The following is a 24,730-nucleotide window of genomic DNA, read 5'->3' on the forward strand; positions in this document are numbered from 1 at the left end:
GACACCAATCTTGACATTTAAGTGTCAGAAACACCGACTGAGCGATCAATTCGCCGGGCTCGGCGCTCTAGGCTCTGGCAGGCAGGAAGCAATCACAGTCTTCAGGGGAGCGGGAGCCGCATGACGTTCGACTACAAGGTCGCCGACCTCGGCCTGGCCGAGTTCGGCCGCAAGGAGATCCGGCTGGCCGAGCACGAGATGCCCGGTCTGATGGCGATGCGCAAGCAGTACGGCGACAGCAAGCCGCTGGCCGGGGCGAGGATCGCCGGCTCGCTGCACATGACTGTGCAGACCGCCGTACTCATCGAGACCCTGGTCGCGCTCGGCGCCGAGGTGCGCTGGGCCAGCTGCAACATCTTCTCCACCCAGGACCACGCGGCCGCCGCGGTCGTCGTCGGCCCCGACGGCACGGTGGAGAACCCGGCCGGTGTGCCGGTGTTCGCCTGGAAGGGCGAGACGCTGGAGGAGTACTGGGCCTGCACCGAGCAGATCCTCACCTGGCCGGGCGGTGAGGGTCCGAACATGATCCTCGACGACGGCGGTGACGCCACCATGCTCGTGCACAAGGGCACCGAGTTCGAGAAGGCGGGCGCCGTACCGGACCCGTCGACCGCGGAGTCCGAGGAGTACGGCGTCGTCCTCAAGCTGCTGACCCGGTCGCTGGCCGAGTCGCCGTCGAAGTGGACCACCATCGGTCAGGGCATCAAGGGTGTCACCGAGGAGACCACGACCGGCGTGCACCGGCTGTACGAGATGCACAAGGCCGGCACGCTGCTGTTCCCGGCGATCAACGTGAACGACTCGGTGACCAAGTCGAAGTTCGACAACAAGTACGGCTGCCGGCACTCGCTGATCGACGGCATCAACCGCGCCACCGACGTACTGATCGGCGGCAAGGTCGCGGTGGTCTGCGGGTACGGCGACGTCGGCAAGGGCTGTGCGGAGTCGCTGCGCGGCCAGGGTGCCCGGGTGATCGTCACCGAGATCGACCCGATCTGCGCGCTGCAGGCCGCGATGGACGGCTACCAGGTCTCCACCGTGGACGACGTGGTCGGGATCGCCGACATCTTCGTCACCGCGACCGGCTCGCGCGACGTGATCACCGCCGATCACATGGCGGCGATGAAGCACCAGGCGATCGTCGGCAACATCGGCCACTTCGACAACGAGATCGACATGGCCGGCCTGTACAAGATGGAGGGTGTCGAGCGGGTCACGATCAAGCCGCAGGTGGACGAGTTCCGGTTCCCGGACGGCCACACGGTCATCATCCTGTCCGAGGGCCGGCTGCTGAACCTGGGCAACGCCACCGGGCACCCGTCGTTCGTGATGTCGAACTCGTTCACCAACCAGGTGCTGGCGCAGATCGAGCTGTTCGTGAAGACGGCCGACTACCCGACCGACGTGTACGTGCTGCCCAAGCACCTCGACGAGATGGTCGCCCGGCTCCACCTCGACGCCCTCGGCGTCAAGCTGACCGAGCTCACCAAGGAGCAGGCCGCCTACCTCGGCGTCCCGGTCGAAGGCCCCTACAAGTCCGACCACTACCGCTACTGAGCCTCACGACGGACGTCCCACCGAGCGGTTCGGTGGGGCGTTCTGTCGTTTCAACGCAAGGCTAGAACCACTGACCGGATTCGTTGCTTCCCGGGGCGGCCCAACCCTGGGGGTTGACGGCGGGTGGCTGGTACGGCGCGACCGGAGCCGGTGCTGGAAATGGGCCAGGTGCAGGTGGTGGCACAGGCGGCAGAGCGCCGTACGGGCTCGGTGAAGCAAACGGACCGGCCGGCACGGTGTACGGAGTGGGTGGGCCGAAGGGGCCGGTGTTCACCGCTGGACGCTGTACGGCGAGGCGGTTGAGTTCGCGGCGGCGGCGTTCGGCCAGTACGGCGGACAGGAAAGCCGGCGCCACGATCGGCACCGGCGGTGCGGGCGCGGTCACCTCGCTGACCCGGTACGCCAACGCATCCCCCAACGCGGCACGCGCATCCGGCAGCAGCTCGGTATAGCGGGCCAAGTACTCCCGGGCCGCATTCGCCAGCTCGTCCGACAGCCGCGACAGCTCCAGCGACTGTGCCCACTGCACCAGATGCCCGGGCACGAACAGCGGCGGCGACGCCATCGGCTGGTGCCGTTCGCGGATGACCACGGTGCCGGCGACCATGTCGCCGATCCGCTTGCCCTGCTTGTTCATCAGGCTCGCCACGATCCCCGGGCTGGCCGCGAACCAGGGCGCGAAGTCGACGAAGAACCACATCAGCGTCCGCACCAGCGCGTGCCGGAACCGGATCGAGCTGCCGTCGTCGCGGACCACCTTGAGTCCGAGAACCATCTTGCCGAGCGTCCGGCCGCGGGTCAGCGTCTCCATCACCACGCGGTAGCCGACCACGACGACCAGTACGACGGTGAAGATCAGCGCCACCACGAGCGCCTCACTCGCCTCCCCGCCGACCAGGAACCCGGCCAACAGCGAGATCAGCACGCCGAGTACGACGCTCTGCAGGATCACGTCGATCGCACACGCCAGCGCCCGGGTCGGCATCCGCGCGATCCGCACCTGGAGGACGACCGCCTCGCCTGTGACCAGCTGAGACACTCTGTCGCCCCCCTCCTGCCAAGACACTAGGTCCGGCTAGTCTGCCAGCGCAGGGAGCCAGAACCGGGAGGAGGGCCGCTGTGGATGTCGAGGCGTTCGTATCGGTGCACCAGCCGCAGTGGGACCGGCTGGCGTACCTGACCCGCCGGCAGCGGCGTCTGACGGGTGCCGAGGCCGAGGAGCTCGTCACCCTCTATCAGCGCGTCGGTACGCACCTGGCCGCGCTCAGGGCCGCCGGTGCGGACCCGGTGTCCATCGGACGGCTCTCCGGACTCATCGCCGACGCACGGGGTGCTGTGACGGGCGCACAGGCTCCTGTCTGGCGTGACATCTCGAAGTACTTCCTGGTGAGCTTCCCGGCCGCCCTGTACGCGTCCAGACGCTGGTGGCTCACCATCGGCCTGTTGTTCTACCTGGTCGCGGCCTGGTCGGCCTGGCGCATCATCACCCGCCCGGAAGTGGTCGACTCGATCATGACCTCGGCACAGGTCCAGGAACTCGTCGACAAGCAGTTCGCCTCGTACTACTCGGAGAACCCGGCCCAGGACTTCGCCTTCCAGGTCTGGATCAACAACGCGACCATCAGCGCCGCCGTGCTGGCGCTCGGGATCCTGCTGATCCCGTCGGTCTTCATCCTCTGGGACAACGCGATCAACCTGGGTGTCGTCGGCGGCCTGATGATCGGCCACGACCGGGCCGACGTGTTCTTCGGCCTGATCACGCCGCACGGCCTGCTCGAGCTGACCGCGGTCTTCGTCGCGTCCGCGGCCGGTCTGCGGCTCGGCTGGGCGTGGATCGTCCCCGGCCCGCGGACCCGGATGCAAGCCGTCGCCTGGACCGGTCGGGCCACCGTCGGGATGGCCATCGGCCTGGCCGCGATCCTGCTGGTCACCGGCATCATCGAGGCCTTCGTCACGCCGTCCGGACTGCCGACGGCGGTCCGGGTCGGTATCGGCGTACTGGCCGAGATCGGCTTCGTCCTCTACGTCTGGATCCTCGGCCGCCGGGCCGTTCGGGCCGGCGAGTACGGCGACGTCGACGAGTCCGACCGGGAGGCCACGGCCCCGGTGTCGGCCTGAGCGCCGTTTCCCGCCTGGGCACCGGAGCCGGGTGAGTACCGCCCAAGAAGCACAACAGAGTCACACGTACGAGGCCGCGATCACCGTGGGGTTGATCGCGTACGGCGTCGTCCATCTGCTGATCGCCTGGGTCGCCCTGCAACTGGCCCTGGGCAACTCGTCGCAGGAGGCGTCACAGCAGGGAGCCCTCGAGGAACTGGCCGGCAAACCGCTCGGCGGCGTCCTGCTGTGGGCGATCGCGATCGGTCTGTTCGCGCTGGTGATCTGGCAAGGGTTGCACTTGCTCTACGGGCACCTGAAAACGTCGAAGAAGTTGTCCTCCGTCGGGCGGGGACTGGTCTACGTGGCCCTCGGCGTCCTCGCGATCAAGGTCGCGATCGGCTCCGGCGGTTCCAGCACCGGTCAGCAGCGCACGATCAGCGCCCGGCTGATGGAGCACGGTCCGGGCCGGGCACTGATCGTCGGGGTCGGCGTGGCGATCGTCGCCATCGGCGGCTACCACATCTACAAGGCGATCACGGCGAAGTTCATGGAGGACCTGATCGGCGGCGTGGCCGAGGTGACCGTTCTGCTCGGCCGGATCGGGTACGCCGCGAAGGGAGTCGCGTTCATCGTCGTCGGAGGCCTGTTCGGCTGGGCGGCGATCGACTACGACCCGCAGAAGGCCGGCGGCCTGGACACCGCCCTGCACACCATCAAGGAGCAGCCGTTCGGTTCGGTGCTGCTGACCGTCCTGGCCGTCGGTATCGCCGCCTTCGGGGTCTACGCGTTCGCCTGGTCACGCAACGCCCGGCACTGATCAGCCGAGCGTGGCCAGGAGAAAAATGATTACCGAAGTGTGACACTTTCTCGTATCTCGTTGACAGGACAACGCTTGCTGGTGTGGGTTCATCCCCAAACACGTCTGGGCTGAAGGGTGTGTGGGGCGATGAAGAAGGTCCTGGCGGCAGTGGCTGCCGTCGCACTGCTGGCGTTACCAGGTACGGCGGCCGTCGCGGCCGAGCCGTCCACGAAGGTCATCCGGGTCGGGGTGACGCAGTCGGTCGACTCGATGAACCCGTTCCTGGCCGTCCGGCTGGTGTCCGGGACGCTACAGCGGTGGATGTACGGCTTCCTGACCGTGCCCGACTCCAAGACCCTGCAGCCGAGTCCCGACCTGGCCGAGTCCTGGACGACGTCACCGGACGGTCTCACCTGGACGTTCAAGATCCGGCAGACGAAGTGGTCGGACGGGCAGCCGGTCACCGCGGCCGACGCGGCCTGGACGTTCAACAAGATGATGACCGACGACGGCGCCAAGACCGGCAACGGTCCGGCGGTGGAGAACTTCGCGAGTGTCAGCGCGAACGGCCAGGACCTGACCATCAAGCTGAAGAGCCCGCAGGCGTCGATGCTGGACAACCCGGTGCCGATCATGCCGAAGCACGTCTGGGAGAAGGTGCCGGACATCGCGAAGTACGAGGCCGACGTCTACCCGGCCGTCGGCAGCGGTCCGTACATCGCGGTCGAGCACAAGAAGGACCAGTACGTGAAGCTCGAGGCGAACCCGAACTACTGGCGCGGCGCCCCGAAGATCGACGAACTGCAGATGATCTTCTACGACAACCCGGCCGCCGCGATCGTCGGCCTGAAGAAGGGCGACATCGACCTGATCGGCCGGCTCGCGCCACCGGACTTCGAGTCGCTCAAGGGTGACGACAACATCGTCCAGTGGAACACCGCCGGCCGGCGGGCGACGTACCTGCAGATCAACCACGGCGCCACCACCAGCGACAACAAGCCGATCGGTGACGGCCACCCGGCGTTGAAGGACCAGCGGGTCCGGCAGGCGCTGCACCACGCGATCGACAAGCAGAAACTCGTCGACGAGGTGCAGAACGGGCTGGCCAGGCCGGCCGACGGCTCGATCATCCCGCCGATGTACAAGGACTTCTTCTGGGAGGCGACCGGCGACCAGAAGGTCACGTACGACGTTGCGAAGGCCAACAAGATCCTGGACGACGCCGGCTACAAGAAGGGCGCCGACGGGATCCGGACGATGCCGGACGGGTCGCGGAAGCTGCAGTTCCGGTTCAGCATCCACACCGACACCCCGATCGAGGACAAGCTGGCCGAGTACCTGACCGGCTGGCTCAAGGAGATCGGGATCCAGCTGTCCACCAAGCGGCTCGACTCCAGCAAGTTCACCGAGGAGACCGGGACGACCGCACTGTTCGACATCGCGATCAGCGGCTGGTCGGTGAACCCGGACCCGGAGGAGGTGCTGGCCACCCACCTGTGCAGCCGGCGGCCGACCGCGTCCGGCGAGGGCGGCGGCACCGAGTCGTTCTACTGCGACCTGCAGTACGAGGACCTCTACAAGCAGCAGCAGAAGGAACTCGACCGGCCGAAGCGGGCCGAGATCATCAAGAAGATGGAGGAGCGGCTCTACACCGACGCTCCGGTGATCGCGCTGTACTACCCGAACAACCTCGAGGGCTACCGCAAGGACCGGATCGCGAAGGTGACGCCGATCCCGGAGGACAACGGCATGCTGTACGGCGGCAGCAGCTACTGGCCGTTCTACACGCTGGAGGCCGTGTCGACCGACACCGCGGCAGCCGAGGGCGGTTCGAGTACGGGCGTCATCGCGGGGGCCGCGGGCGGTGTGGCCGTCCTGGCAATCGCCGGATTCCTCGTGATGCGGCGTCGCCAGGGTGCCGCCGACGAGCGCGAATGACGGTACTGTCGGCCGCGCCTCCGGCGCGGCGGGTCATGGGACCTTCGGCTCCCGTCCTTCCCTCGTCGCTCCGGTCGCTGTGTTGGATGCCGCGCCTCCGGCGCGGCGGGTCGTGGGGCTTCGGCTCCCGTCCTTCCCTCGTCCCTCCGGTCCTCAGTCCAGGACGGGAGGCCCCACGACCGGGCTCCCTGCACTCCTCGGTCCAGGACGGGAGGGCCGCATGACTGTCACGATCGAGGCGCCGGAGCAGACCCCGGCCCGCCACGGTTTGCTGCGCTACGCGGCGACCAAGGCGGGCGGGGCCCTGGTCAGCATCGCGATGGTGATCGTCGCGACGTTCTTCCTGTTCCGGCTGCTGCCGGGTGACCCGGTCCGGGCGCTCGCGCAGGGCCGGAACATGACGCCGGAGCAACTCGATCTCGAACGGGCCCGGCTCGGCCTGGACAAGTCGCTGCCGGAGCAGTTCCTGCAGTTCGTCCAGCAGACGCTCCGGTTCGACCTCGGGATCTCCTACGAGTACAAGCGTCCGGTGCTGGACCTGATCGGCGAGCGGATCGGATCGACGCTGCTGCTCACCGGGACCGCGCTGGTGATGGCGGTCAGCCTCGGGATCTGGCAGGGCGCGCGGGCGGGCTGGAAGCCGGGCAGCCGGTTCGACCGGTTCTCCACCGCGATCTCGCTGGTGCTGTGGTCGGTGCCGACGTTCTGGCTCGGGCTGCTCCTGCTGATGGTGTTCGCGGCCGGCGTCGGGCCGATCCCGGGGATCTTCCCGACGCGCGGGATCTCGAGTGTCGACGCGCCGGAAGGGTTCGGGTATGTGCTGGACGTTGCGCAGCACATGGTCTTGCCGTGCCTGACCATGGTCGCCGTCGTCTACGCGCAGTACCTGCTGGTGATGCGGTCGTCCGTGCTGGACGAGGTCGGGCAGGACTACATCACCACCGCCCGGGCCAAGGGGTTGCGTGACGACGACATCCGGCGCCGGCACGCCGTACCGAACGCGCTGCTGCCGACGGTGACGCTGGTGTTCATGCGGATCGGGTTCGTGGTCGGCGGCGCCGTCACGGTCGAGGCGATCTTCAGCTGGCCGGGGCTCGGGCAGTTGTTCTACGAGGCGATCCGGGTGCCGGACTTCACCTTGATGCAGGGCACGTTCCTGCTGATCACGGTGTCGGTGATCGTGATGAACACGCTGGCCGACGTGGTGTACCACGTCCTGGATCCGCGGGTGAGGTCGGCATGAGCAGTGTGACCTGGGTACGACGGCAGCGCGCGTTGCGACGGTTCTGGGGTGATTTCCGGACCCACCGGGCCGGAGTCGCAGGGCTCGCGATCCTCGTGCTGGCGGTGGTCCTGGCCTTGATCGCGCCGCTGTTCATCGACTCCGGCGTGACGAACGTCGTCAGCGGGACCGGCGAGAAGATGGCGCCGCCGAGTCTCGAGGACCCGCTCGGCACCGACGAGTCCGGGCGCTCGGTGCTGCTGATGATCTGGTGGGGGTCGCGGACCTCGCTGCTGATCGGCTTCCTCGCCGCCCTGCTGAGCATGGTGATCGGCACCGTCCTCGGGATCGCGGCCGGGCACTTCCGCGGCTGGCTCGGCGCGATCATCCTGCGGATCACCGACTGGTTCCTGGTGCTGCCGTCGCTGGTCACGGCGCTGGTGCTGGCCGCGATTCTCGGCGGGAGTACGGCGACCATCATCGTCGCGATCGGCGTGACGTCCTGGCCGTCGACGGCCCGGCTGATCCGTGCCCAGACGCTGGCTGTGGAAGCACGCCCGTACATCGAAAGATCGCTCGCCCTCGGCGCCGGGCACTGGCACATCACCACCCGGCACGTGCTGCCGAACGTCGCACCGTTGCTGTTGGCAAGTACGACGCTCGAGGTGGCGAGCGCGATCGTCACCGAGTCGACGCTGGCGTTCCTCGGCGTGAGCGCGAACAAGACGTCGTGGGGGACGATGCTGCGCGGGTCGTACGACTGGGGTGCGGCGACCGCGGGCGCGTGGTGGTACATCCTCGTCCCGGGTCTGTGCATCGTCACCGTGGTGATGGCGTTCACGCTGTGCGGACGGGCGTTGGAGAGTGTGCTGAACCCCCGGCTGCGGACGAGGACGGCGTGATGAGTCTGCTCGAGTTGGACGATCTGTCGGTCACCTACCGGATCGCGGCCGGTGAGGTTCCCGCCGTACGGGGTGTGTCGCTCTCACTGGACGCCGGTGAGGCCGTCGGGCTGGCAGGGGAGTCGGGGTCGGGGAAGTCCTCGGTCGCGATGGCGTTGCTGCGGTTGCTGCCACGGTCGGCACGCCTCGAGGGACGGGCGTTGCTGGACGGCGAGGACGTCCTGACCATGAACTGGGGACGGCTGCGGGCCGTCCGCTGGTCGGCGGCGTCGATCGTGTTCCAGGGTGCACAGCACGGGCTGAACCCGGTGCAGCGGATCGGCGACCAGATCGCGGAGCCCTTGCTGGTACATCGGCTGGCAACTCCCTCCGAGGCTTCGGCGCGGGTCCGGGAACTGCTGGAGCAGGTCGGGTTGCCGGCCTGGCGGGCGCGCAGTTACCCGCACGAACTCAGTGGTGGCCAGCGGCAACGAGTCATGATCGCGATGGCGCTGGCCTGTTCGCCGCGGCTGATCATCGCGGACGAGCCGACGACGGCGCTGGACCTGATGGTGCAGGCCCAGGTCCTCACGCTGATCCGGCAACTGATCGCGGATCACGACATCTCGCTGCTGATGATCTCGCACGACCTCTCGGTGCTCGCCGACGTCTGCGACCGGCTGGCCGTGATGTACGCCGGCCGGCTGGTCGAGGCCGGCCCGTCGTCCGGGGACTTCCGGCATCCGTACAGCAAGGCGCTCGCGGCCGCGTTCCCGACGGTCGGCGATCCGGCGTCCCGGCTGGCGCCGCGCGGGCTGGCGGGCGATCCGCCGGATCCGCAGCAGTTGCCCGGCGGGTGCGCGTTCCATCCGCGGTGTCCGGTGGCGCTGGAGTCCTGTTCGACGGTTTCTGTCGACCTTCGGCCGGCGGGCGAGCGCCGTACCGCGGCCTGTGTCCTGGTGGGGGAGGAAACTTGCTAGAGGCAACTGGTGTTGCGGTCGAGTTCGCGTCACGCGGCCGGCGGGCGCGGGCGGTCGACGGCGTCAACCTGGCCGTCGGCCCCGGCGAGATCGTCGCCCTCGTCGGCGAATCCGGCTGCGGCAAGACCACGCTCGCCCGGACCCTGCTCGGCCTCGAACGCCCGACCTCAGGTCAGGTCACGTACGACGGGACGCCGCTGAAGTACACCGGGCGGCACCTGCGGGCGTTCCGCCGGCAGGTGCAGCTGGTGCTGCAGGACCCGATGGGGTCGCTGAACCCGCGGCAGACGGTCTACGAGGCGGTGGCCGAGGGGCCGCGCATCCACGGACTGCCGGACGAGGAGGCGGTTGTCGCCGATGCCCTGTCGCGTGCGGGGCTGCGACCGCCGGAACGGTTCTTCCTGCGCTATCCGCACGAGCTGTCGGGTGGTCAGCGTCAGAGGGTCGTGATCGCCGGCGCACTGGCGTTGAGCCCGAAGGTGCTGATCGCCGACGAACCGGTCGCGTCCCTGGACGCGTCGGTGCGCGGCGAGATCCTCGCGTTGCTGCTGAAGCTGCGCGACGAACTCGGGCTGGCCGCGCTGGTCGTGACACACGACCTCGGGCTGGCCTGGAACATCGCGGACCGGGTCGCGGTCATGTACCTCGGCCGGATCGTCGAGTCCGGCCCGGCCGAGGAGGTGCTGACGAACCCCCAGCACCCCTACACGCAGGCGTTGCTGTCGGTCCTCCCCGAGTCCCCGCAGCGGATCGTCCTCACCGGCGAACCACCCGACCCCACCCGCATCCCCACCGGCTGCCGCTTCCACCCCCGCTGCCAGGTAGTCGCAGCCGGCCAAGGCACCCCCGCCTGCCACTCCACCCCCCTCCCCATCCTCCCCGCCACCAACTCCACAGCCGCCTGCCACCTGACCCCAATCCCCACCCCCACCTAACCCGCCGCCCCTGGGGGTTCCGGCGCACGGCGGCCGACTCCGATGGAGTCGATTCCTGGGGGTTGTGGCGTACGGCGGTCTGACTCGGGTGGAGTGGATTCCTGGGGGTTGTGGCGTACGGCGGTCTGACTCGGGTGGAGTGGATTCCTGGGGGTTGTGGCGTACGGCGGTCTGACTCGGGTGAAGTGGATTCCTCGGGGTCCCGCCTTACGACGGGTTGGCCCCGGTCGAGCGGATTCCCGGGGTACTGGACGTAGGTCACGGCGGCGACGTAGGTACGACAAAGCGGGTCCCGACGTACGACCGCCCGGCCCTGGCCGAGCAGATGCCCTGGGTCCCGCTGTACGGCGGCCAGCCCCGGTGGAGCGGATTCCCAGGCTTACGCCGTACGACGGGGAACCCAATCGAACGGACTCCCCGGTGTCCCGACGTACGTCGGCTGACCTGGGTCGAGCCGATCACCCGGTCCCTACATACGACACCCGACCCCCGGGTCGGGAGGACCCCCGGTGGTCGCCGTACCCCGCCTCCAAGGGTGCCCACCGAAACACGAGAGCGGATAACCCGCGGACTTGCCGGTTGTTCCCCCGTGACACGAGGGCAGAACCGGCAAGTCGGGCGGGTAACCCCTGGGATTGCGGGGTGGGGGTCAGACCTCGGGGTTGTCGGCCGGGGGTTCTTCGTCGGCTTCGGCGATGGACCACTTCAGCTGGAACTCGACCTCTTCCTCGCTGTCGCCGCGCTCGTGCTCGACGCTGATCCGGGCGTTCTTCGGTACGGTGAACCGCTCACCGGCGATCTGGATCCGGAACGGCTTGCCCGTCTCCAGCGCGTCCGCGAGCCGCCGCAGCTTGGCCGCGAAGTCGGCAACCGAGTAGTCCTTCTCGACATCTCTCTCACTCATGCGACCCATCCAACCAGGCGGAAGGTTCTTCGACCCATTGACAATAGTTAAGAAGAGATAGAACTATTGCGCCATGGTGGAAGATCAGGTCGACCGATTCTTCGAGGTGCTGGCCGATCCGACCCGGCGACAGGTGGTGCGGCTGCTCGGCGAAGGTCCGCGGCGGGCCGGGCAACTGGCGGCCGCGACCGGTTCGTCCTCACCGGCGATGAGCCGCCACCTGCGCATCCTGCTGGCGGCCGGCCTGGTCGCCGACGAACGCGGACCCGACGACGCGCGGGTGCGGATCTTCCGGCTGAACCCCGAGCCCGTGGTCGCAGTGCAGGCCTGGCTGGATCAGGTGCAGGCGCACTGGCGAGACCAGTTGGGCTCGTTCAAACGACACGTCGAGCAGAAGGAGTCGTCATGACGCAGCAGTCCGCATCGGCGTCCGTCGAGGTCGCCACCGATCCGCAGAGCGCGTTCCGCATCTTCACCGAGGAGATCGACCTGTGGTGGGTGCGCGGCCCGATCAACTTCTTCGACTCGGCGCGGGCGACCGCGATGCGGATCGAACCGGGAGTCGGCGGCCGCATCCTCGAGGTGTACTCACTGCCGGGCGACGTACTCGAACTGGGGACGATCACCGAGTGGGAACCGGGTGAGCTGCTCGCGTATCGCAGTTCGGTCGACGACACCGAGACGCGGATCAGCTTCGACGCGCTCGACGGAGGGACTCGCGTCACCGTCGTACAGACCCTGGTGCCAGGTGGGACGAAGGCGTTCTACTTCTGGCCGAACATCCTGCACTGGGTGCCGCAGTGGTTCGACCGGCGCAACGTGCCCCAGGCCCCGCGCGAACTCGACCGGCTCTCGATCGGCTTGTACTACGACGATCCGGCCGCCGCGGCGCGGTGGCTGCACTCGGTGTTCGGCCTGGAGTCGTGGGACAAGATCCCGGCCGAGGGCGAGCAGCCGTCGTGGCTCGAGCTGCACGTCGGCTCGTCCGCGATCCTGCTGTTCAAGCGCACCGACGACCGCGCCACCGCCCTGGACCACGAGGTCTGGGTCTACGTCGACGACCTCGACGCCCACTTCGCCCGCAGTACGGCGAACGGCGCCAAAATCATCTCCGAGATCCACCAACACGGCTACCGCCGCTACGAAGCCGAAGACCTCGAATCCCACCGCTGGACCTTCGCCCAGGCCCGCCCATCGATGGCGTGACGACACCACTGACCGGCGGACGGACCACGAAGGGCGTCGTCCGGATCGGCGAGACCGTCCGCCGCCCCGTCTCGCCGAAATCGCCTTTCACCGCAGGCCTTCTACGCCTGCTCGAAGAGCGCGGGGTCGACACCACCCCGCGTTACCTCGGCCAGGACGACGAGGGTCGCGACGTCCTCACATACCTGGACGGCTGGGTCCCCACGAGGTTCCAGCGCTGGGCGGATGCGCAGGTCGCGGCCGTTGGCCGGTTGCTGCGCGGCTTCCACGACGCAACCCGCGGCAGCCGACTTGCCGGCCACCACGACGTGGTCTGCCACCACGATCCCGGACCGACCAACTTCGTCTTCCGCGACGGCGTCCCGGCGGCCCTCATCGACTTCGACACCGCCGAGCCGGGCAGCGTCCTTGAGGACATCGGGTACGCCGCCTGGACCTGGTGCATCGCCTCGAAGTACGGCGACGTCGAGCGACAGGCGGGGCAGGTCAGGGTCTTGGTCGACGCCTACGACCTCCCCGGACCGCAACGAGACGCAGTCGTCGACGTCACACTGGAACGCCAACTCCGCAACGCCCGCTTCTGGACCGAGGCGCCTGTCAGCGCGACCGCCCAGCAGCGCGCCGACCGCATCGCCTGGTCCCGCCGCGAGCACCACTTCACCATGACCCACCGGAACACCTTCGAACGAGCGCTGACGTAGACCCGAGGGATTCTGGAAGCGTCTGTGGTGGTGGGCCGCACGCAAGCCCTTGTGCGGTTACAGGCGGCCGGCTTTCTTGAGGGCTAGGTAGGTGTCGGCCAGGGCGGGGGCTATCTCGTCTGGGTTTTCATCGACTACGGTGACGCCGGCTCGGGTGAGGATGGCGGTGACGCGTTCGCGGTCGAGGCGGGTGCGGGCGGCGGATGCGGCGCCGTACACCTCGATCAGGTCGGAGCGGGCGGACTCGAGTTCGGTGAGCCGTGGGTCGGCGACCGAGGCGAGGACGATGACGTGCCGGCGCAGCAGCGGGCCGATCACGGGTAGCAGGGACTCCTCGATCACGGCCGGGTCGAGGCCGGTCAGGAGTACGACGAGGGAGCGCTGACCGAGGCGTTCGAGCACCTGGGACACGACCACGCGGAAGTCGGTCTGCACCAGTTCGGCCTCGACGTTCGCCAGCGCGTTCACGAACGACGGCAGCACGTCCTCCGGAGCAGGACGCCGTACGTCGGCCCGGACTGCGGAATCGCACGCCAGCAAGGAAACCCGGTCACCCGCGCGGGTCGCCAGCGCCGCCAGCAGCAGCGCCGCGTCCATCGCGTGGTCGAGTCGCGGCGCGTCGCCGACCCGGCCGGCGGACATCCGGCCGGAGTCGATCACGATGGCGACCTGGTGATCGCGCTCGGGCCGCCAGGTCCGCAGTACGACGTTGCCGCGCCGGGCCGTCGCCCGCCAGTCGATACTCCGTACGTCGTCACCCGGCACGTAATCGCGCAGCGAGTCGAACTCGGTGCCTTGACCTCTGACCAGCAAGGCGGTCCGCCCGTCGAGCTCCCGCAATCGCGCCAGCCGTGACGGCAGGTGCTTGCGGCTCGTGAACGGCGGCAAAGCCCGCACAGTCCACGGCACCTTGTGTGACCCCTGCCGACCGGCGAAGCCGAGCGGACCGATCGACCTGATCGTCACCCGGTCCGCCTGCCGGTCACCTCGACGCGTAGGCAGGAGGTTCGTCGTCAGCCTTCGCCGCTCACCACGCGGCAGGTCCAGCTTGTGCGGAGGGTCCTGTACGCCGGCCGACGGCGGCCAGGCGTCACGCAACAACCCCTTGACCCGGCGACCCGGGTTGGCAACCAGGAGGTGCACCACAGCCGGTTCACCCAGCCGTACGGCGTTGTCACCCTCGCGACTGAGCTGGAGCCGCCGAGGCGACCCGGCCAGCAGTATGTCGACCAGGCACACCACCAGCACGACCGCGACCACCACACCGACTCCGGCCCAGCTAGGCATCGCCAGAGCCACGAAGACGACTCCGGCGGCTGCCAGCAGGCCGGCCCGGCCAGTCAGCACCATCAGCGGGGCACCGGCACCGTGGCGAGCACACTTTCCAGTACGGCGTCCGCACTCACACCCTCGAGCTCGGCCTCCGGACGAACCTGAACCCGGTGCCGAAGGCAAGGACGCGCCATCGCCTTCACGTCGTCGGGAATGACGTAGTCACGCCCGGACAGCCACGCCCACGCCCTCGACACGGCCAGCAGCGCCGTCGCCCCTCGCGGCGACACACCGAGCTGCAGCGACGGAGACTGCCGCGTCGCCCGGCACAGGTCGACCACGTAGGCCAACACGTCCTCCCGCACCGCGACCCGCCGAACGGCGGCCTGCCCCGCAAGCAGGTCTTCCGGCCCGGCCACCGGCCGCAGACCTGCCGCGGCGAGGTCACGCGGGTCGAAGCCCTGCGCATGCCGAGCCAGTACGGCGATCTCCGCGTCGCGCGGCGGGATGTCGAGGGTGACCTTCAGCAGGAACCGGTCGAGTTGGGCCTCCGGCAACGGATAGGTGCCCTCGTACTCGATCGGGTTCTGCGTCGCCGCGACCACGAACGGCGCCGGCAGCTTGCGCGGCACTCCGTCCACGGTGACCTGGCGTTCCTCCATCGCCTCCAGCAGCGCGGCCTGGGTCTTCGGCGGTGTCCGGTTGATCTCGTCGGCCAGCAGGATGTTGGTGAACACCGGTCCCGGCCGGAACTCGAACTCGCTGGTCTTGGAGTCGTACACCAGCGACCCGGTCACGTCACCGGGCATCAGGTCCGGCGTGAACTGCACCCGCTTGGTGTCCAGCCGCATGGCCGTCGACAGCGCCCGCACCATCAGCGTCTTCGCCGTACCGGGCACGCCTTCGAGCAGGACGTGACCGCGGCAGAGCAGGGCGAGCACCAGCGCCGTCACCGCGGTGTCCTGGCCGACCACCGCCTTGCCGATCTCGGTCCGCAGCGCAACCAACGCCTGCCTCGCCTGGTCAGCACTGATCTCGGTAGTAGTCACGGGGCCTCCCGGCGTGGACTGAGGAGCTTGAGGAGCGAAGCGACGGTCATGGGGCCCTCCCGCCCTGGACTGAGGAGCGGAGGGAGCGAAGCGACCGGAGTGACGAGGGAAGGGCGGGAGCCAAGGGCCCCATGACCCGCCGGCGCCGAAGGCCCGGCCAGAAGCACGGTCACGGGTGTCGTACCTCCTGCGTCAGTACGTCGAGTTCATGAGACAAGGACATCAGCGCTGCGTCGCTGAGTGGTGGAAGACCGTACAAGAGCTCGTAGAGCATGGCCGGGTCGCGTCCGGTGCGCGCGGCAACAGTCGCCACCACCGCGGACGGCTCGGCACGTCGCGGGATCCCGTGGGCCTTGTGGAGCTTGCCGAGAGCAGACTCGCGCAGAGCGGCCGCAGCCCGGTCCCGCGCGCGTGAGCGGCGGTAGAGCCGTGCCCGGCCCTCTGTGGTCTCCGCAGCGTGCACGATGACCGGCAGCCGTTCGGCCACCACAGGGCCGAGGCGGCGACCTCTCCAGAGTGCTACGACGAGTACAGCGAACGCCGCGGCCCAAGCGATGTAGCGGACCTCCGGCGGGATCAGCGGCGGAGCGTCCTCGTCGCGGTCGTCGTACCCGCTGGACTCCCACTGCGGCAGGTACCAGGTCAGCTCCTGGTGTGTGCCGATCAGGTTGAGGGCGAGAGCGGCGTTGCCGTCGTCGGCGAGGAGGTCGTTGGTGAACGAGCGTTGCGAGCCCACGACGTCGACGATGCGGCCGTCGGTCTCCAACCGGATCACCGTGTTCGTGATGCCGTCCCCGTAGCAGGCCTGAGCTGTGGAGGGCGCCGAGTACGTCGACCCGCCGACCGTCACCGTACCGGCCTTGACCGCGGCGGGCAGGTCGCAACCCGGCTGACGACTGCCGGTGGACAAGATCTGCCCGGTGTCCTCCACTCCGGGCGCGAGCACCTCCAGCGCCCGCGAGCCGGGGCGGATGAGGATGACGTGGCTCCAACCCGCGTTGGCGATGCGCTGCCAGTCGGAGCGGTCCAGTTGGCCCATCGGACCGATCAGCAAGGCCTTGCCTTCTCCTGGCTTCACGGCGTCGTCCAGCACCTCGGTGCCCCGCACGGTGACGCCGTGCTTCTCCAGCAGTGCCGCCAGAGCACGTGCTCCGCTGGGCTCGGTCGAGTCGGGGCTGAACGGTCCCGAGGTCCGAGCCGTCGTGGCGATCATGATGACGATCGCGGCCAGCACGATGACACCGGTGACGAGCATCGGTGTCCTCAGCGCTCGCCAGCTCTCGCCCGCGCTGCGGCCTACCGCGGTGGTGCTCACACGAACACCCGGGCGGATCGCGCGGCCTCGTCAGCCCTGACCACGACGGCGTACCGCTCCGGCGTCCCAGGACGGTTGCCGTAGACAACCTCGGTGAAGGCCAGCGCGGCAGGTTGCAGCGGGTCCCGCAACGACGGCACCGCACGCGCGGCGTCGGCCACCACTTCGTACGCCGTCCGGCCCGCCCGCTCGTCCAGGATGGTCCGCTCGGTCAGCTCGGCGACACAGGCACGGAAGCGACTGCGGATGGCAAGCGCGTAGTCGCCGGCTGCGGCCTCCTGCTCGGCCTGGGCCCGGTACTCGGCCGCACGACGCGGTTTGGCGGTGTCGAAGACCACCTGCTTCTCCCGGTGGCTGGTGCGCAGTACACCGGCCCGCCACAGCACCACGACGGCGATGAGCACGATCAGCCCGATCAGCATGGCCAGGCCGGCGCGGCCGTTCGGTGAGGACCCGGACAGGCTGTCCAGCAGATCGCCGATCCACTCCATCACCTTGCCGAGCGCCCGCTCGATGAGCGAGTTGCCGGACTGGCGGTACGCCGGCTTCGACAACTCCTCGGCCGCCTCGGCAGCCGCTTGGTCCCGGCCGATGTCGACCGGTGGCTCGAGGATGATCACCGCATCCCTCCCGGGCCCGGCAGCGCACGCAGGGCCGGCCGCATCCACAGGTCGAGGCCTTCTCGCCGTACCCGGAGATCGAGGTAGATCAGGGCCTGGACGGCGGACATGAAGGCCAGGCTGGCGATCAGCGTCATGGCGGTCGCCAGTCCCGCGGCCACACCGAGCACGATCGCGGCCACCGTCGCGCTGCTGCTGTCGCTGCCGTCGGCCCACGAGCCGACCGTCATCACCAGCGTGGTGACGCCGAACTGCAGGGCGTAGCTGACGATGTTCACCACCAGCCCCGCGAACAGCAGGATGCCGAACACCCGCCAGAACTTGCCCTTCACCAGCTGCCAGGACCGCTTCAGCGCACCCCAGATGCCCACCCTGGCGGGGATGTACAGGCCGATGTCCGGTGAGTGCCGGCCTTCCATCAGCACAACGGTCCCGGCCAGCACCAGCCGGATACCGAAGATCAGCACCAGCACCGCACCGACCAGCATCATCACGATCGCCACCGCACCGGCCACGTCGGACGAGACGGCCGACTCGGCCCCGGACCCGATGCCGAACACGGCCAGGCCCCAGCCGCCGATCAGGATGACGAATGACAGCGACTGCACCAGCCCGACCGCGGCCAGTGCGGGCAGTGCGGGCCGGACCAGGCGCAGCAGCTCCCGTGGGCCGACCCCGTGCGCCAGCTGACTGCGTACGGCGGCCAGCGCGATGATTCCGGCCAGCATGCTCGACACCACGGTGAACAGCACGAGCTGGACGCCGTACGTCAGCAGCAACGCCGCGCCGGCCTGCTGGAACGGGTCATCCGCCCCGAAGAACCCGCTGATCCCACCCGGTACGGCGATTTCCGTCAGCACGGCCTGGACCGCGAGCAGGGCGACGGCGGCCAGCACCGGGAGGCCCAGCATGATCGTCTTGTTCTCGGAGATGGTCCGGGCCGCGTTGTCGAGCAGGTCCGCGGGCAGCCACGGCCGCAGCGGCTCTCCCGCCGGGTCCTCGTGCAGACCGAGGTCGTCCACTGCCACCTCCCCTCCTCGAAGCCCTGGTGAACTGCTGACCGGCCCGGGCCGTGTAGTGCGTAAGTTGTCCCGGGCACGGGCTGTGCACCATGATCACAGCCCAACTCGGGGTCACCCGGCGATCCGGCGTGTGCACTACCCGGGGAATGGGACACTATCCGTAGTGCGTACGGTCAGCATCCGCTGGGCGCACAACGATCGGACGGCAAGGAGCAGGGCGTGGCAGATGGTAACCGGACGACGAGGGGCCGCATCCTCATCGTCGACGACGACACGGCGTTGTCGGAAATGCTCAGCATCGTGCTGCGCAACGAGGGCTACGACACCTATCTGTGCGCGACCGGTGACAAAGCGGTAGCGGCTTTCCGCGAGTTCAAGCCGGACCTGCTGCTGCTCGACCTGATGCTGCCCGGGATGGACGGGATCGACGTCTGCCGGGCGATCCGGGCCGAGTCCGGTGTGCCGATCGTGATGCTGACGGCCAAGAGCGACACCGTGGACGTGGTGCTGGGCCTGGAGTCCGGCGCCGACGACTACGTGGTGAAGCCGTTCAAGCCGAAGGAACTGGTGGCCCGGATCCGGGCCCGGCTGCGCCGGATGGACGAGCCCGGGCCGGAGTCGCTGACCATCGGCGACCTCACCATCGACGTGGCCGGGCACTCCGTGAAGCGGGCCGGTGAGACGATCCAGCTGACCCCGCTGGAGTTCGACCTGCTGGTCTGCCTGGCCTCCAAGCCCTGGCAGGTGTTCACCCGCGAGGTGCTGCTGGAGCAGGTCTGGGGCTACCGGCACGCGGCCGACACCCGGCTGGTCAACGTGCACGTCCAGAGGCTGCGCTCCAAGATCGAGAAAGACCCCGAACACCCCGAGATCGTCGTCACGGTCCGAGGTGTCGGCTACAAGGCGGGTGCGGACTGATCGAGTACGGACGCGACCAAGAGTCGCAGGCGGCCGCCGACGCCCCGGCCGCCACGGCAGGGACCGAGCAGCAGCCGGCCCCGGCCGAGCAGGAGACGGCCGAGAGCCGCGGGACGGAGCTGGAGCTCACCGCCGCCGTGGCGGACTGGCCTGCGTACCCGCAGCCGCTGTGGCGTACGCACCCGAAACACTGGCCGGACATCTGGCGCCGGTCCATCCAGGCCCGGATCGTCACCGGCACCCTGCTGATGTCGACCGTCGTCCTGATCCTGGTCGGCTGGGTGATGATGAGCCAGGTCACCGACGGCGTGCTGGAGTCCCGCCGTACCAGCGCCCAGGCGGAGGCGCTCGCCCAGCTGGCCTCGCTGTCCAACACCATCAACGCCGCCGACCCGAACACGATCAACCAGCGGCTATCCGAGCTGGTCCTGGGCTCCAACCGTCCAGGCCTGTACGACGTCCTGCTGGTGCCGGCGGACTCGTCCACGACCAACGCGATCCGCTACACCGGGCTCGTCGACAGCGACTCGATCCCGACCGAGCTGGCGTCGTCGGTGATGAGCGACGACACCAAGCTGTGGGACACCTACACGGTCATCCACTACCGCGACGGGCCCAGCGTCCCCGGCCTGGTGATCGGGTCCCAGCTCCGGGTCCCGACAGCTCCCACCGAGCGCTACGCCGTCTACTTCCTCTTCCCGCTCACCCCGCAGCAGGAGACGCTGGACGTCGTCCAGCGGGCACTGGTCACCGCCGGTCTGTTGCTGGTCGTCCTGCTCGGTGCGGTGGCCTGGCTGGTCACCCGTCAGGTGGTCACCCCGGTCCGGATGGCGCGGCGGATCGCGGAACGGCTGGCGGCCGGCAAGCTCGAGGAGCGGATGCAGGTCCGTGGTACCGACGACCTGGCCCGGCTGGCGGTCTCCTTCAACAAGATGGCCGGAAACCTGCAACGGCAGATCCGCCGGCTGGAGGAGCTGTCCCGGCTGCAGCGCCGGTTCGTCTCCGACGTCTCGCACGAACTGCGGACGCCGCTGACCACCGTGCGGATGGCGGCCGACCTGCTGCACGAGAGCCGCGACCAGTTCGACCCGATCAGCCGGCGCTCGGTCGAGCTGCTGCAGAACGAGCTCAACCGGTTCGAGGAGCTGCTCGCCGACCTGCTCGAGATCAGCAGGTTCGACGCGGGTGCGGCCGCCCTCGACCTGGAGGACGTGGACCTGCGCGACATCGTCAACCGGGTGCTGGAGAACCACGAGACCTTGCTGCAGCGCAAGGGCTGCGAGGTCCAGCTCGACATGCCCGAGCCCTGCCGGGCGAAGGTTGACTCGCGCCGGATCGAGCGCATCCTGCGCAACCTGATCGGCAACGCGATCGAGCACAGCGAGGGCCTGCCGATCCGGATCAGTACGGCGTTCGACGACGACGCGGCGGCCGTGGCCGTCCGCGACCGCGGTGTCGGCTTCCGGCCGGAGGAGGCCGAGATGGTGTTCAGCCGGTTCTGGCGGGCCGACCCGGCCCGGGCCAGAACCACCGGCGGCACCGGGCTCGGCCTGTCCATCGCCCTCGAGGACGCGCGGCTGCACGGCGGCCGGCTGGACGCCTGGGGCTCGCCGGGTGAGGGCGCCTACTTCCGGCTCACGCTGCCGCGGCGGCCGGACGTCACGTTGTCCGGCTCGCCGTTGCCGGCCCGCCCGCCGGACGCCAGCCGGGTGGTGGCGGAGAAGTCCCTGGTCGACGTCGGAGCGCCGTACCAGAAACTGACCGGTGGTGAGGAGCGGTGAGGCGCAGGCTGTTCGCGGTCGTGCTGGCGGTCCTGCTGCTGGCCACCGGGTGTGCGACCGTGCCGACCAAGGGCACGATCCGCAACGGCAGCCGGGAGGGCCTGGCGCCCAACTTCGGCGGCGTCGGCGTGGAGGCGAAACCGCCGCGGGACGACGCCGAGCCGCTGCAGCTGGTCAACGGGTTCCTGGAGGCGATGTCGGACTCGCGGGCCTTCGACGTGGCACGGCAGTACATGACGCCGGAAGCCTCGGCCGCGTGGAAGCCGGAGTCGCGGACGGTGGTGTACGAGCAGGAGAGCGGCGCCGTCACCAGGCTCGGCGCCGACCGGGTCCAGCTGAAGGCCCGCAAGATCGCGACCATCGACGACCGCGGGTCGTGGATCCCGGCGAGGGTCGACGAGCCGGCCGACTTCGTCTTCCGGCTGGTCAAGCTGGAAGGGCAGTGGCGGATCGCGACGGCGCCGCAAGGGGTGTACCTGGGCAGCAACCAGCTGGACCCGAAGCTTGCCCCGCGCAACCTCTACTTCTTCACCCCCGACCGGGACATGCTCGTGCCCGACCCGGTCTACCTGCCGGTGAACCTCTCGGCCGGACAGGCGGCCACGCAACTGGTCCAGGAGTTGCTCAGAGGCCCGACCCGCCGGCTCGGCAACGGAGTGGTCTCCCTGGCGCCGCCCGGCACCGAGGTCCAGGTGTCGGTGCCGGTCGAGCTGGGCGTGGCCACGGTGGCCCTGAACGACGCCGCCGCCCCGCTGCGGGACACCGAACGCCGGCTGCTCGCGGCCCAGATCGTCTGGACCCTGAACCAGCTCAACCTGCGGGTCAAGATCACCGTCAGCGGCGCGCCGCTGCTACCCGACGATCCCGACGTGCTGCCGTTGACCAACTTCGCCCAGTACGACCCGTCCGTCCCCAATGGGGCGATGAACGAGCTGTACGGCGTACGGCTGGGCAAGGTCCAGCGGATCGAGGGGCTGGACGGGGCCTCCGACATCGCGGCGCGGCCGCTGAAGAACAGCATGCTGTACGAGTACAACGCGGATTCGTTCGCGATGAACCTGCGCGGCGACGCCGGTGCGATCGTCACCACCGACGAAGGCGACAAGGTGGTGGCGTACTCCTGGCTGGACTCCACCGACAAGTCCGACCAGGTCCGCAAGATCCCGGCACAGGGCACAGTGCTGCAGCCGAGCTACGACAACCAGGACAACCTCTGGATCCTCGACCGGGCCGACAGCGCCACGCCGCGGCTGCGGGTCCGCGACCGCGACGGCAACGTCACGGCGGTGGCGACCAGCTTCCACGGCGACACCCCGGTGGTGCTGCGGATGGCACCCGACGGCGTTCGCGCCCTGCTGGTGATGCGGTCCAAGACCACCGGCGAGAACTACGTCCAGACCGGGACCATCCAGACCGCCACCGGCGGCAATCTGATCCTCGGGCAGCTTCGGCAGCTTCAGTTGCCGTTGGAGGACATCACCGACGCGGCGTGGAACAAGCAGGGCATCCTGGTCGCCGGCACCTCGACGACGACGGCGGTCAAGAAGGCACCCTGGCTGGTCAACACCGACGGCTCCCGGCTGCAGCTCCTTCCCGGCGCCCCGGACCGGATCGAAACCGACCGCCTGGCGTCGAACGTGAACCTGGACACGCTTCCGGTGATCACGGACGTCAAGGGCGGCCTCCACTGGCAGACCCGCGACCTCACCTGGCTCACCATGGACGACAGCGCCCCACCCATCAAGCCCACCTACCCAGGCTGACCCCCACACCACGGCTGGGCGCCCGCAGCACCATCCCACTCCCGCCGAGCGGAGCGAGGTGTGGCGGGGCTGGGTTGTCGACGGGACGGTTGCGGCGCGCTTCTACTTCCGCCGAGCGGAGCGAGGCGTGGGGGCGAGTTGTCCACAGGTGGGGGGAGTGGCGGTTGCGGGGGGTGGGGATGTCGCGGAGGGTGGAGCGGTGCCGGTGCGGGACGCGTTCGTGGACCTCGTGCTGGGTGGGCGGTGTGCCGGATGCGACCGGCCCGGCATCACTCTCTGTGCCGGCTGCCGGGAACTACTGACCTCGGTGACTCCGTTCCGTGCCTGGCCGGACCCGCGGCCGGCCGGACTCCCCCCGCCCACCGCGAGTGCGCCGTACGCCGACGAATTCCGGAAGCTGATCGTCGCGCACAAGGAGGACGCCCGGTACGCACTGGCGCGTCCACTCGGCGCCGTCCTGGCCGCCGCCGTACGCACCGCCCTCGACGGCCGCCGCGCCGTCTGGTTGTGCCCGGTCCCGTCGGCCCCGTCCACTGTCCGGCAGCGCGGGCACGACCCACTGCGCCGCATCACGCGCGCCGCCGTCCGTGTCCTGCGGCGGCAGGGAATCGACGCCCGCCCGGCCCGTGCGCTGACCGTCGTACGGCGTCCCGACGACCAGGCCGGGTTGTCCGCGGAGCGCCGAACCGCCAACCTGGCAGGCGCTTTCGCGGCTCGTTCGCGCTGGGCTGAAAGACTGACGGATCAGCCGGTCCTGCTGGTCGACGACGTGATCACCACCGGTTCCACGCTGGCCGAGGCGTGCCGGGCCTTGGAATCCCGGGGAATTCCGGTGCTCGGCTGCGCGGTGATCGCCGCGACCCGGCGGCACCGGCCGTCTGGTTCATGAGAACTTCCCTACCGGTTTTCGCCGAAGCCGACTAGCGTTGGCCTATGACACCCGCTAGGGCTTGTCGGGCAGGGATGTGGTGCAGGGCCGGATCAGCCGGAATCCTCACCACGGAGTCCGACCGGTCCGATGGCGGGTGTTGTCGTTTCGGGCGCCCCAACCGCAATCGACACCACGCGGCAGACAGGAAAGACGGGGGTCCGGAGACGTAACAAGAAGTCGCCGATCGATGGAGGTTTCCGTGGACGTCGTTGTCAAGGGTCATCACTGCGAGGTCAGTGACCGCTTCCGGCAGTACGTCGAGGAAAAACTCGAGCGGATCGAGAAGGTCGATCACCGGGTACTGCGGTGCGAGGTAGAAGTCAGCCAGGAGAAGAACCCGCGACAGCACGATCGGGCGATGCGTGTCGAGCTCACCATGTACACCAAGGGGCCGGTGGTTCGCGCCGAGGCCTCCGGCGAGACCAAGCAGGCGGCGTTCGACGTCTGCCTTGACCGGCTGCGGGCGCAGGTCCGCAAGGCGGCCGACCGTCGCCGGGTGCACCGTGGTGAGCGTACGCCGGAAGGCCTGCGGCACGTGAACGCGAAACAGCCGCTCAACGGCACCACACCAGCAGTGGAGGAGACAGCCGCCGAGGACGAGGTGGCGACGCATAGGTACGGATCTCTCGTGGTCACCGGTGACGGACCGCTGGTGATGCGGGAGAAGACCCACACCGCCAAGCCGATGACCCTGGACCAGGCGCTCTACGAGCTCGAACTGGTCGGGCACGACTTCTACCTGTTCGTCGACGCCGACGAGAACCAGCCGAGTGTCGTCTACCGCCGTCGCGGGTACGACTACGGTGTGATCCGTCTGGCCGTCTGACACCCGCTCC

The 24,730-nt window shown here is 69.1% G+C and carries 23 protein-coding genes; 16 read left to right on the forward strand and 7 right to left on the reverse strand.

Going from position 1 to position 24,730, the window contains the following annotated elements; genetic code table 11:
• Positions 1-120 precede the first annotated feature (120 nt).
• Positions 121-1,557, forward strand: a complete 1,437-nt coding sequence (ahcY, locus tag ACYVOK_RS16075) for an adenosylhomocysteinase (RefSeq protein ID WP_460663220.1) — start codon at positions 121-123, stop codon at positions 1,555-1,557.
• Between the two features lie 61 nt (positions 1,558-1,618).
• On the opposite strand, the gene ACYVOK_RS16080 is transcribed toward ahcY, so the two are convergent.
• On the reverse strand, positions 1,619-2,596 hold the full coding sequence (locus ACYVOK_RS16080; protein WP_460663221.1) for an RDD family protein: 978 nt from the start codon (positions 2,594-2,596) through the stop codon (positions 1,619-1,621).
• An 80-nt stretch (positions 2,597-2,676) separates the two neighbouring features.
• Here ACYVOK_RS16080 and ACYVOK_RS16085 point away from each other — a divergent pair, with 80 nt between their 5' ends.
• The 7 genes from ACYVOK_RS16085 (at position 2,677) to ACYVOK_RS16115 (ending at position 10,412) form a co-directional block, all read left to right on the forward strand.
• Positions 2,677-3,675, forward strand: coding sequence for a stage II sporulation protein M (locus tag ACYVOK_RS16085; RefSeq protein WP_460663222.1), 999 nt, complete (start codon positions 2,677-2,679; stop codon positions 3,673-3,675).
• Between the two features lie 31 nt (positions 3,676-3,706).
• Positions 3,707-4,474 carry a DUF1206 domain-containing protein gene (locus tag ACYVOK_RS16090; protein ID WP_460663223.1) on the forward strand — a complete coding sequence of 256 codons (768 nt, stop codon included), beginning with the start codon at positions 3,707-3,709 and terminating at the stop codon, positions 4,472-4,474.
• Positions 4,475-4,603: 129 nt separating this feature from the next.
• Complete coding sequence (locus tag ACYVOK_RS16095) at positions 4,604-6,394, forward strand: ABC transporter substrate-binding protein (RefSeq protein WP_460663224.1); 1,791 nt, start codon at positions 4,604-4,606, stop codon at positions 6,392-6,394.
• A gap of 220 nt (positions 6,395-6,614) precedes the next feature.
• Positions 6,615-7,637 (forward strand): ABC transporter permease, encoded by a 1,023-nt coding sequence (locus ACYVOK_RS16100; RefSeq protein WP_460663225.1) that lies wholly within the window; start codon positions 6,615-6,617, stop codon positions 7,635-7,637.
• Positions 7,634-8,518: an ABC transporter permease gene (locus ACYVOK_RS16105; protein ID WP_460663226.1), complete on the forward strand. Its 885-nt coding sequence runs from the start codon at positions 7,634-7,636 to the stop codon at positions 8,516-8,518. The genes ACYVOK_RS16100 and ACYVOK_RS16105 overlap by 4 nt, the downstream gene beginning before the upstream one ends.
• Positions 8,518-9,477 (forward strand): ABC transporter ATP-binding protein, encoded by a 960-nt coding sequence (locus ACYVOK_RS16110; RefSeq protein ID WP_460663227.1) that lies wholly within the window; start codon positions 8,518-8,520, stop codon positions 9,475-9,477. The genes ACYVOK_RS16105 and ACYVOK_RS16110 overlap by 1 nt, the downstream gene beginning before the upstream one ends.
• Complete coding sequence (locus ACYVOK_RS16115) at positions 9,471-10,412, forward strand: ABC transporter ATP-binding protein (protein WP_460663228.1); 942 nt, start codon at positions 9,471-9,473, stop codon at positions 10,410-10,412. The genes ACYVOK_RS16110 and ACYVOK_RS16115 overlap by 7 nt, the downstream gene beginning before the upstream one ends.
• A gap of 649 nt (positions 10,413-11,061) precedes the next feature.
• Here the strand turns inward: ACYVOK_RS16115 and ACYVOK_RS16120 are convergent.
• The gene (locus tag ACYVOK_RS16120; protein ID WP_460663229.1) at positions 11,062-11,316 is read right to left on the reverse strand and encodes an amphi-Trp domain-containing protein; all 255 of its coding nucleotides are present in this window, start codon (positions 11,314-11,316) and stop codon (positions 11,062-11,064) included.
• 73 nt (positions 11,317-11,389) lie between these two features.
• On the opposite strand from ACYVOK_RS16120, the gene ACYVOK_RS16125 reads away from it, so the two are divergent.
• From ACYVOK_RS16125 to ACYVOK_RS16135, 3 genes are read left to right on the forward strand one after another with little or no spacing between them, the layout of a single operon-like run.
• Complete coding sequence (locus ACYVOK_RS16125) at positions 11,390-11,725, forward strand: ArsR/SmtB family transcription factor (RefSeq protein ID WP_460663230.1); 336 nt, start codon at positions 11,390-11,392, stop codon at positions 11,723-11,725.
• Positions 11,722-12,522, forward strand: coding sequence for a VOC family protein (locus ACYVOK_RS16130; protein WP_460663231.1), 801 nt, complete (start codon positions 11,722-11,724; stop codon positions 12,520-12,522). Before ACYVOK_RS16125 ends, ACYVOK_RS16130 begins: the two co-directional genes overlap by 4 nt.
• Positions 12,519-13,223 (forward strand): phosphotransferase, encoded by a 705-nt coding sequence (locus ACYVOK_RS16135; RefSeq protein ID WP_460663232.1) that lies wholly within the window; start codon positions 12,519-12,521, stop codon positions 13,221-13,223. The genes ACYVOK_RS16130 and ACYVOK_RS16135 overlap by 4 nt, the downstream gene beginning before the upstream one ends.
• Positions 13,224-13,280: 57 nt before the next feature.
• On the opposite strand, the gene ACYVOK_RS16140 is transcribed toward ACYVOK_RS16135, so the two are convergent.
• From ACYVOK_RS16140 to ACYVOK_RS16160, 5 genes are all read right to left on the reverse strand, one after another.
• Positions 13,281-14,573 carry a DUF58 domain-containing protein gene (locus ACYVOK_RS16140; RefSeq protein WP_460663233.1) on the reverse strand — a complete coding sequence of 431 codons (1,293 nt, stop codon included), beginning with the start codon at positions 14,571-14,573 and terminating at the stop codon, positions 13,281-13,283.
• Positions 14,573-15,544, reverse strand: coding sequence for an AAA family ATPase (locus tag ACYVOK_RS16145; RefSeq protein WP_460663234.1), 972 nt, complete (start codon positions 15,542-15,544; stop codon positions 14,573-14,575). The genes ACYVOK_RS16140 and ACYVOK_RS16145 overlap by 1 nt, the downstream gene beginning before the upstream one ends.
• A gap of 169 nt (positions 15,545-15,713) precedes the next feature.
• Entirely contained in the window at positions 15,714-16,859 is a 1,146-nt protein-coding gene (locus ACYVOK_RS16150; protein ID WP_460663235.1) for a DUF4350 domain-containing protein, read from the reverse strand.
• Entirely contained in the window at positions 16,856-17,479 is a 624-nt protein-coding gene (locus ACYVOK_RS16155; RefSeq protein ID WP_460663236.1) for a DUF4129 domain-containing protein, read from the reverse strand. The genes ACYVOK_RS16150 and ACYVOK_RS16155 overlap by 4 nt, the downstream gene beginning before the upstream one ends.
• On the reverse strand, positions 17,476-18,507 hold the full coding sequence (locus ACYVOK_RS16160; RefSeq protein WP_460663237.1) for a hypothetical protein: 1,032 nt from the start codon (positions 18,505-18,507) through the stop codon (positions 17,476-17,478). The genes ACYVOK_RS16155 and ACYVOK_RS16160 overlap by 4 nt, the downstream gene beginning before the upstream one ends.
• Positions 18,508-18,720: 213 nt before the next feature.
• On the opposite strand from ACYVOK_RS16160, the gene mtrA reads away from it, so the two are divergent.
• From mtrA to hpf, 5 genes are all read left to right on the forward strand, one after another.
• The gene (gene mtrA / locus ACYVOK_RS16165) at positions 18,721-19,419 is read left to right on the forward strand and encodes an MtrAB system response regulator MtrA (RefSeq protein WP_460663238.1); all 699 of its coding nucleotides are present in this window, start codon (positions 18,721-18,723) and stop codon (positions 19,417-19,419) included.
• 137 nt (positions 19,420-19,556) lie between these two features.
• Complete coding sequence (gene mtrB / locus ACYVOK_RS16170) at positions 19,557-21,200, forward strand: MtrAB system histidine kinase MtrB (RefSeq protein ID WP_460663239.1); 1,644 nt, start codon at positions 19,557-19,559, stop codon at positions 21,198-21,200.
• Complete coding sequence (locus ACYVOK_RS16175) at positions 21,197-22,963, forward strand: LpqB family beta-propeller domain-containing protein (RefSeq protein ID WP_460663240.1); 1,767 nt, start codon at positions 21,197-21,199, stop codon at positions 22,961-22,963. Before mtrB ends, ACYVOK_RS16175 begins: the two co-directional genes overlap by 4 nt.
• 157 nt (positions 22,964-23,120) lie before the next feature.
• A complete protein-coding gene (locus tag ACYVOK_RS16180; protein ID WP_460663241.1) occupies positions 23,121-23,852 on the forward strand; it encodes a ComF family protein in 732 nt (243 codons plus the stop codon).
• A 241-nt stretch (positions 23,853-24,093) separates the two neighbouring features.
• Positions 24,094-24,720, forward strand: coding sequence for a ribosome hibernation-promoting factor, HPF/YfiA family (hpf, locus tag ACYVOK_RS16185; RefSeq protein WP_460663242.1), 627 nt, complete (start codon positions 24,094-24,096; stop codon positions 24,718-24,720).
• The last annotated feature ends 10 nt before the right edge of the window (positions 24,721-24,730 follow it).

The organism is Kribbella swartbergensis, assembly GCF_054784135.1.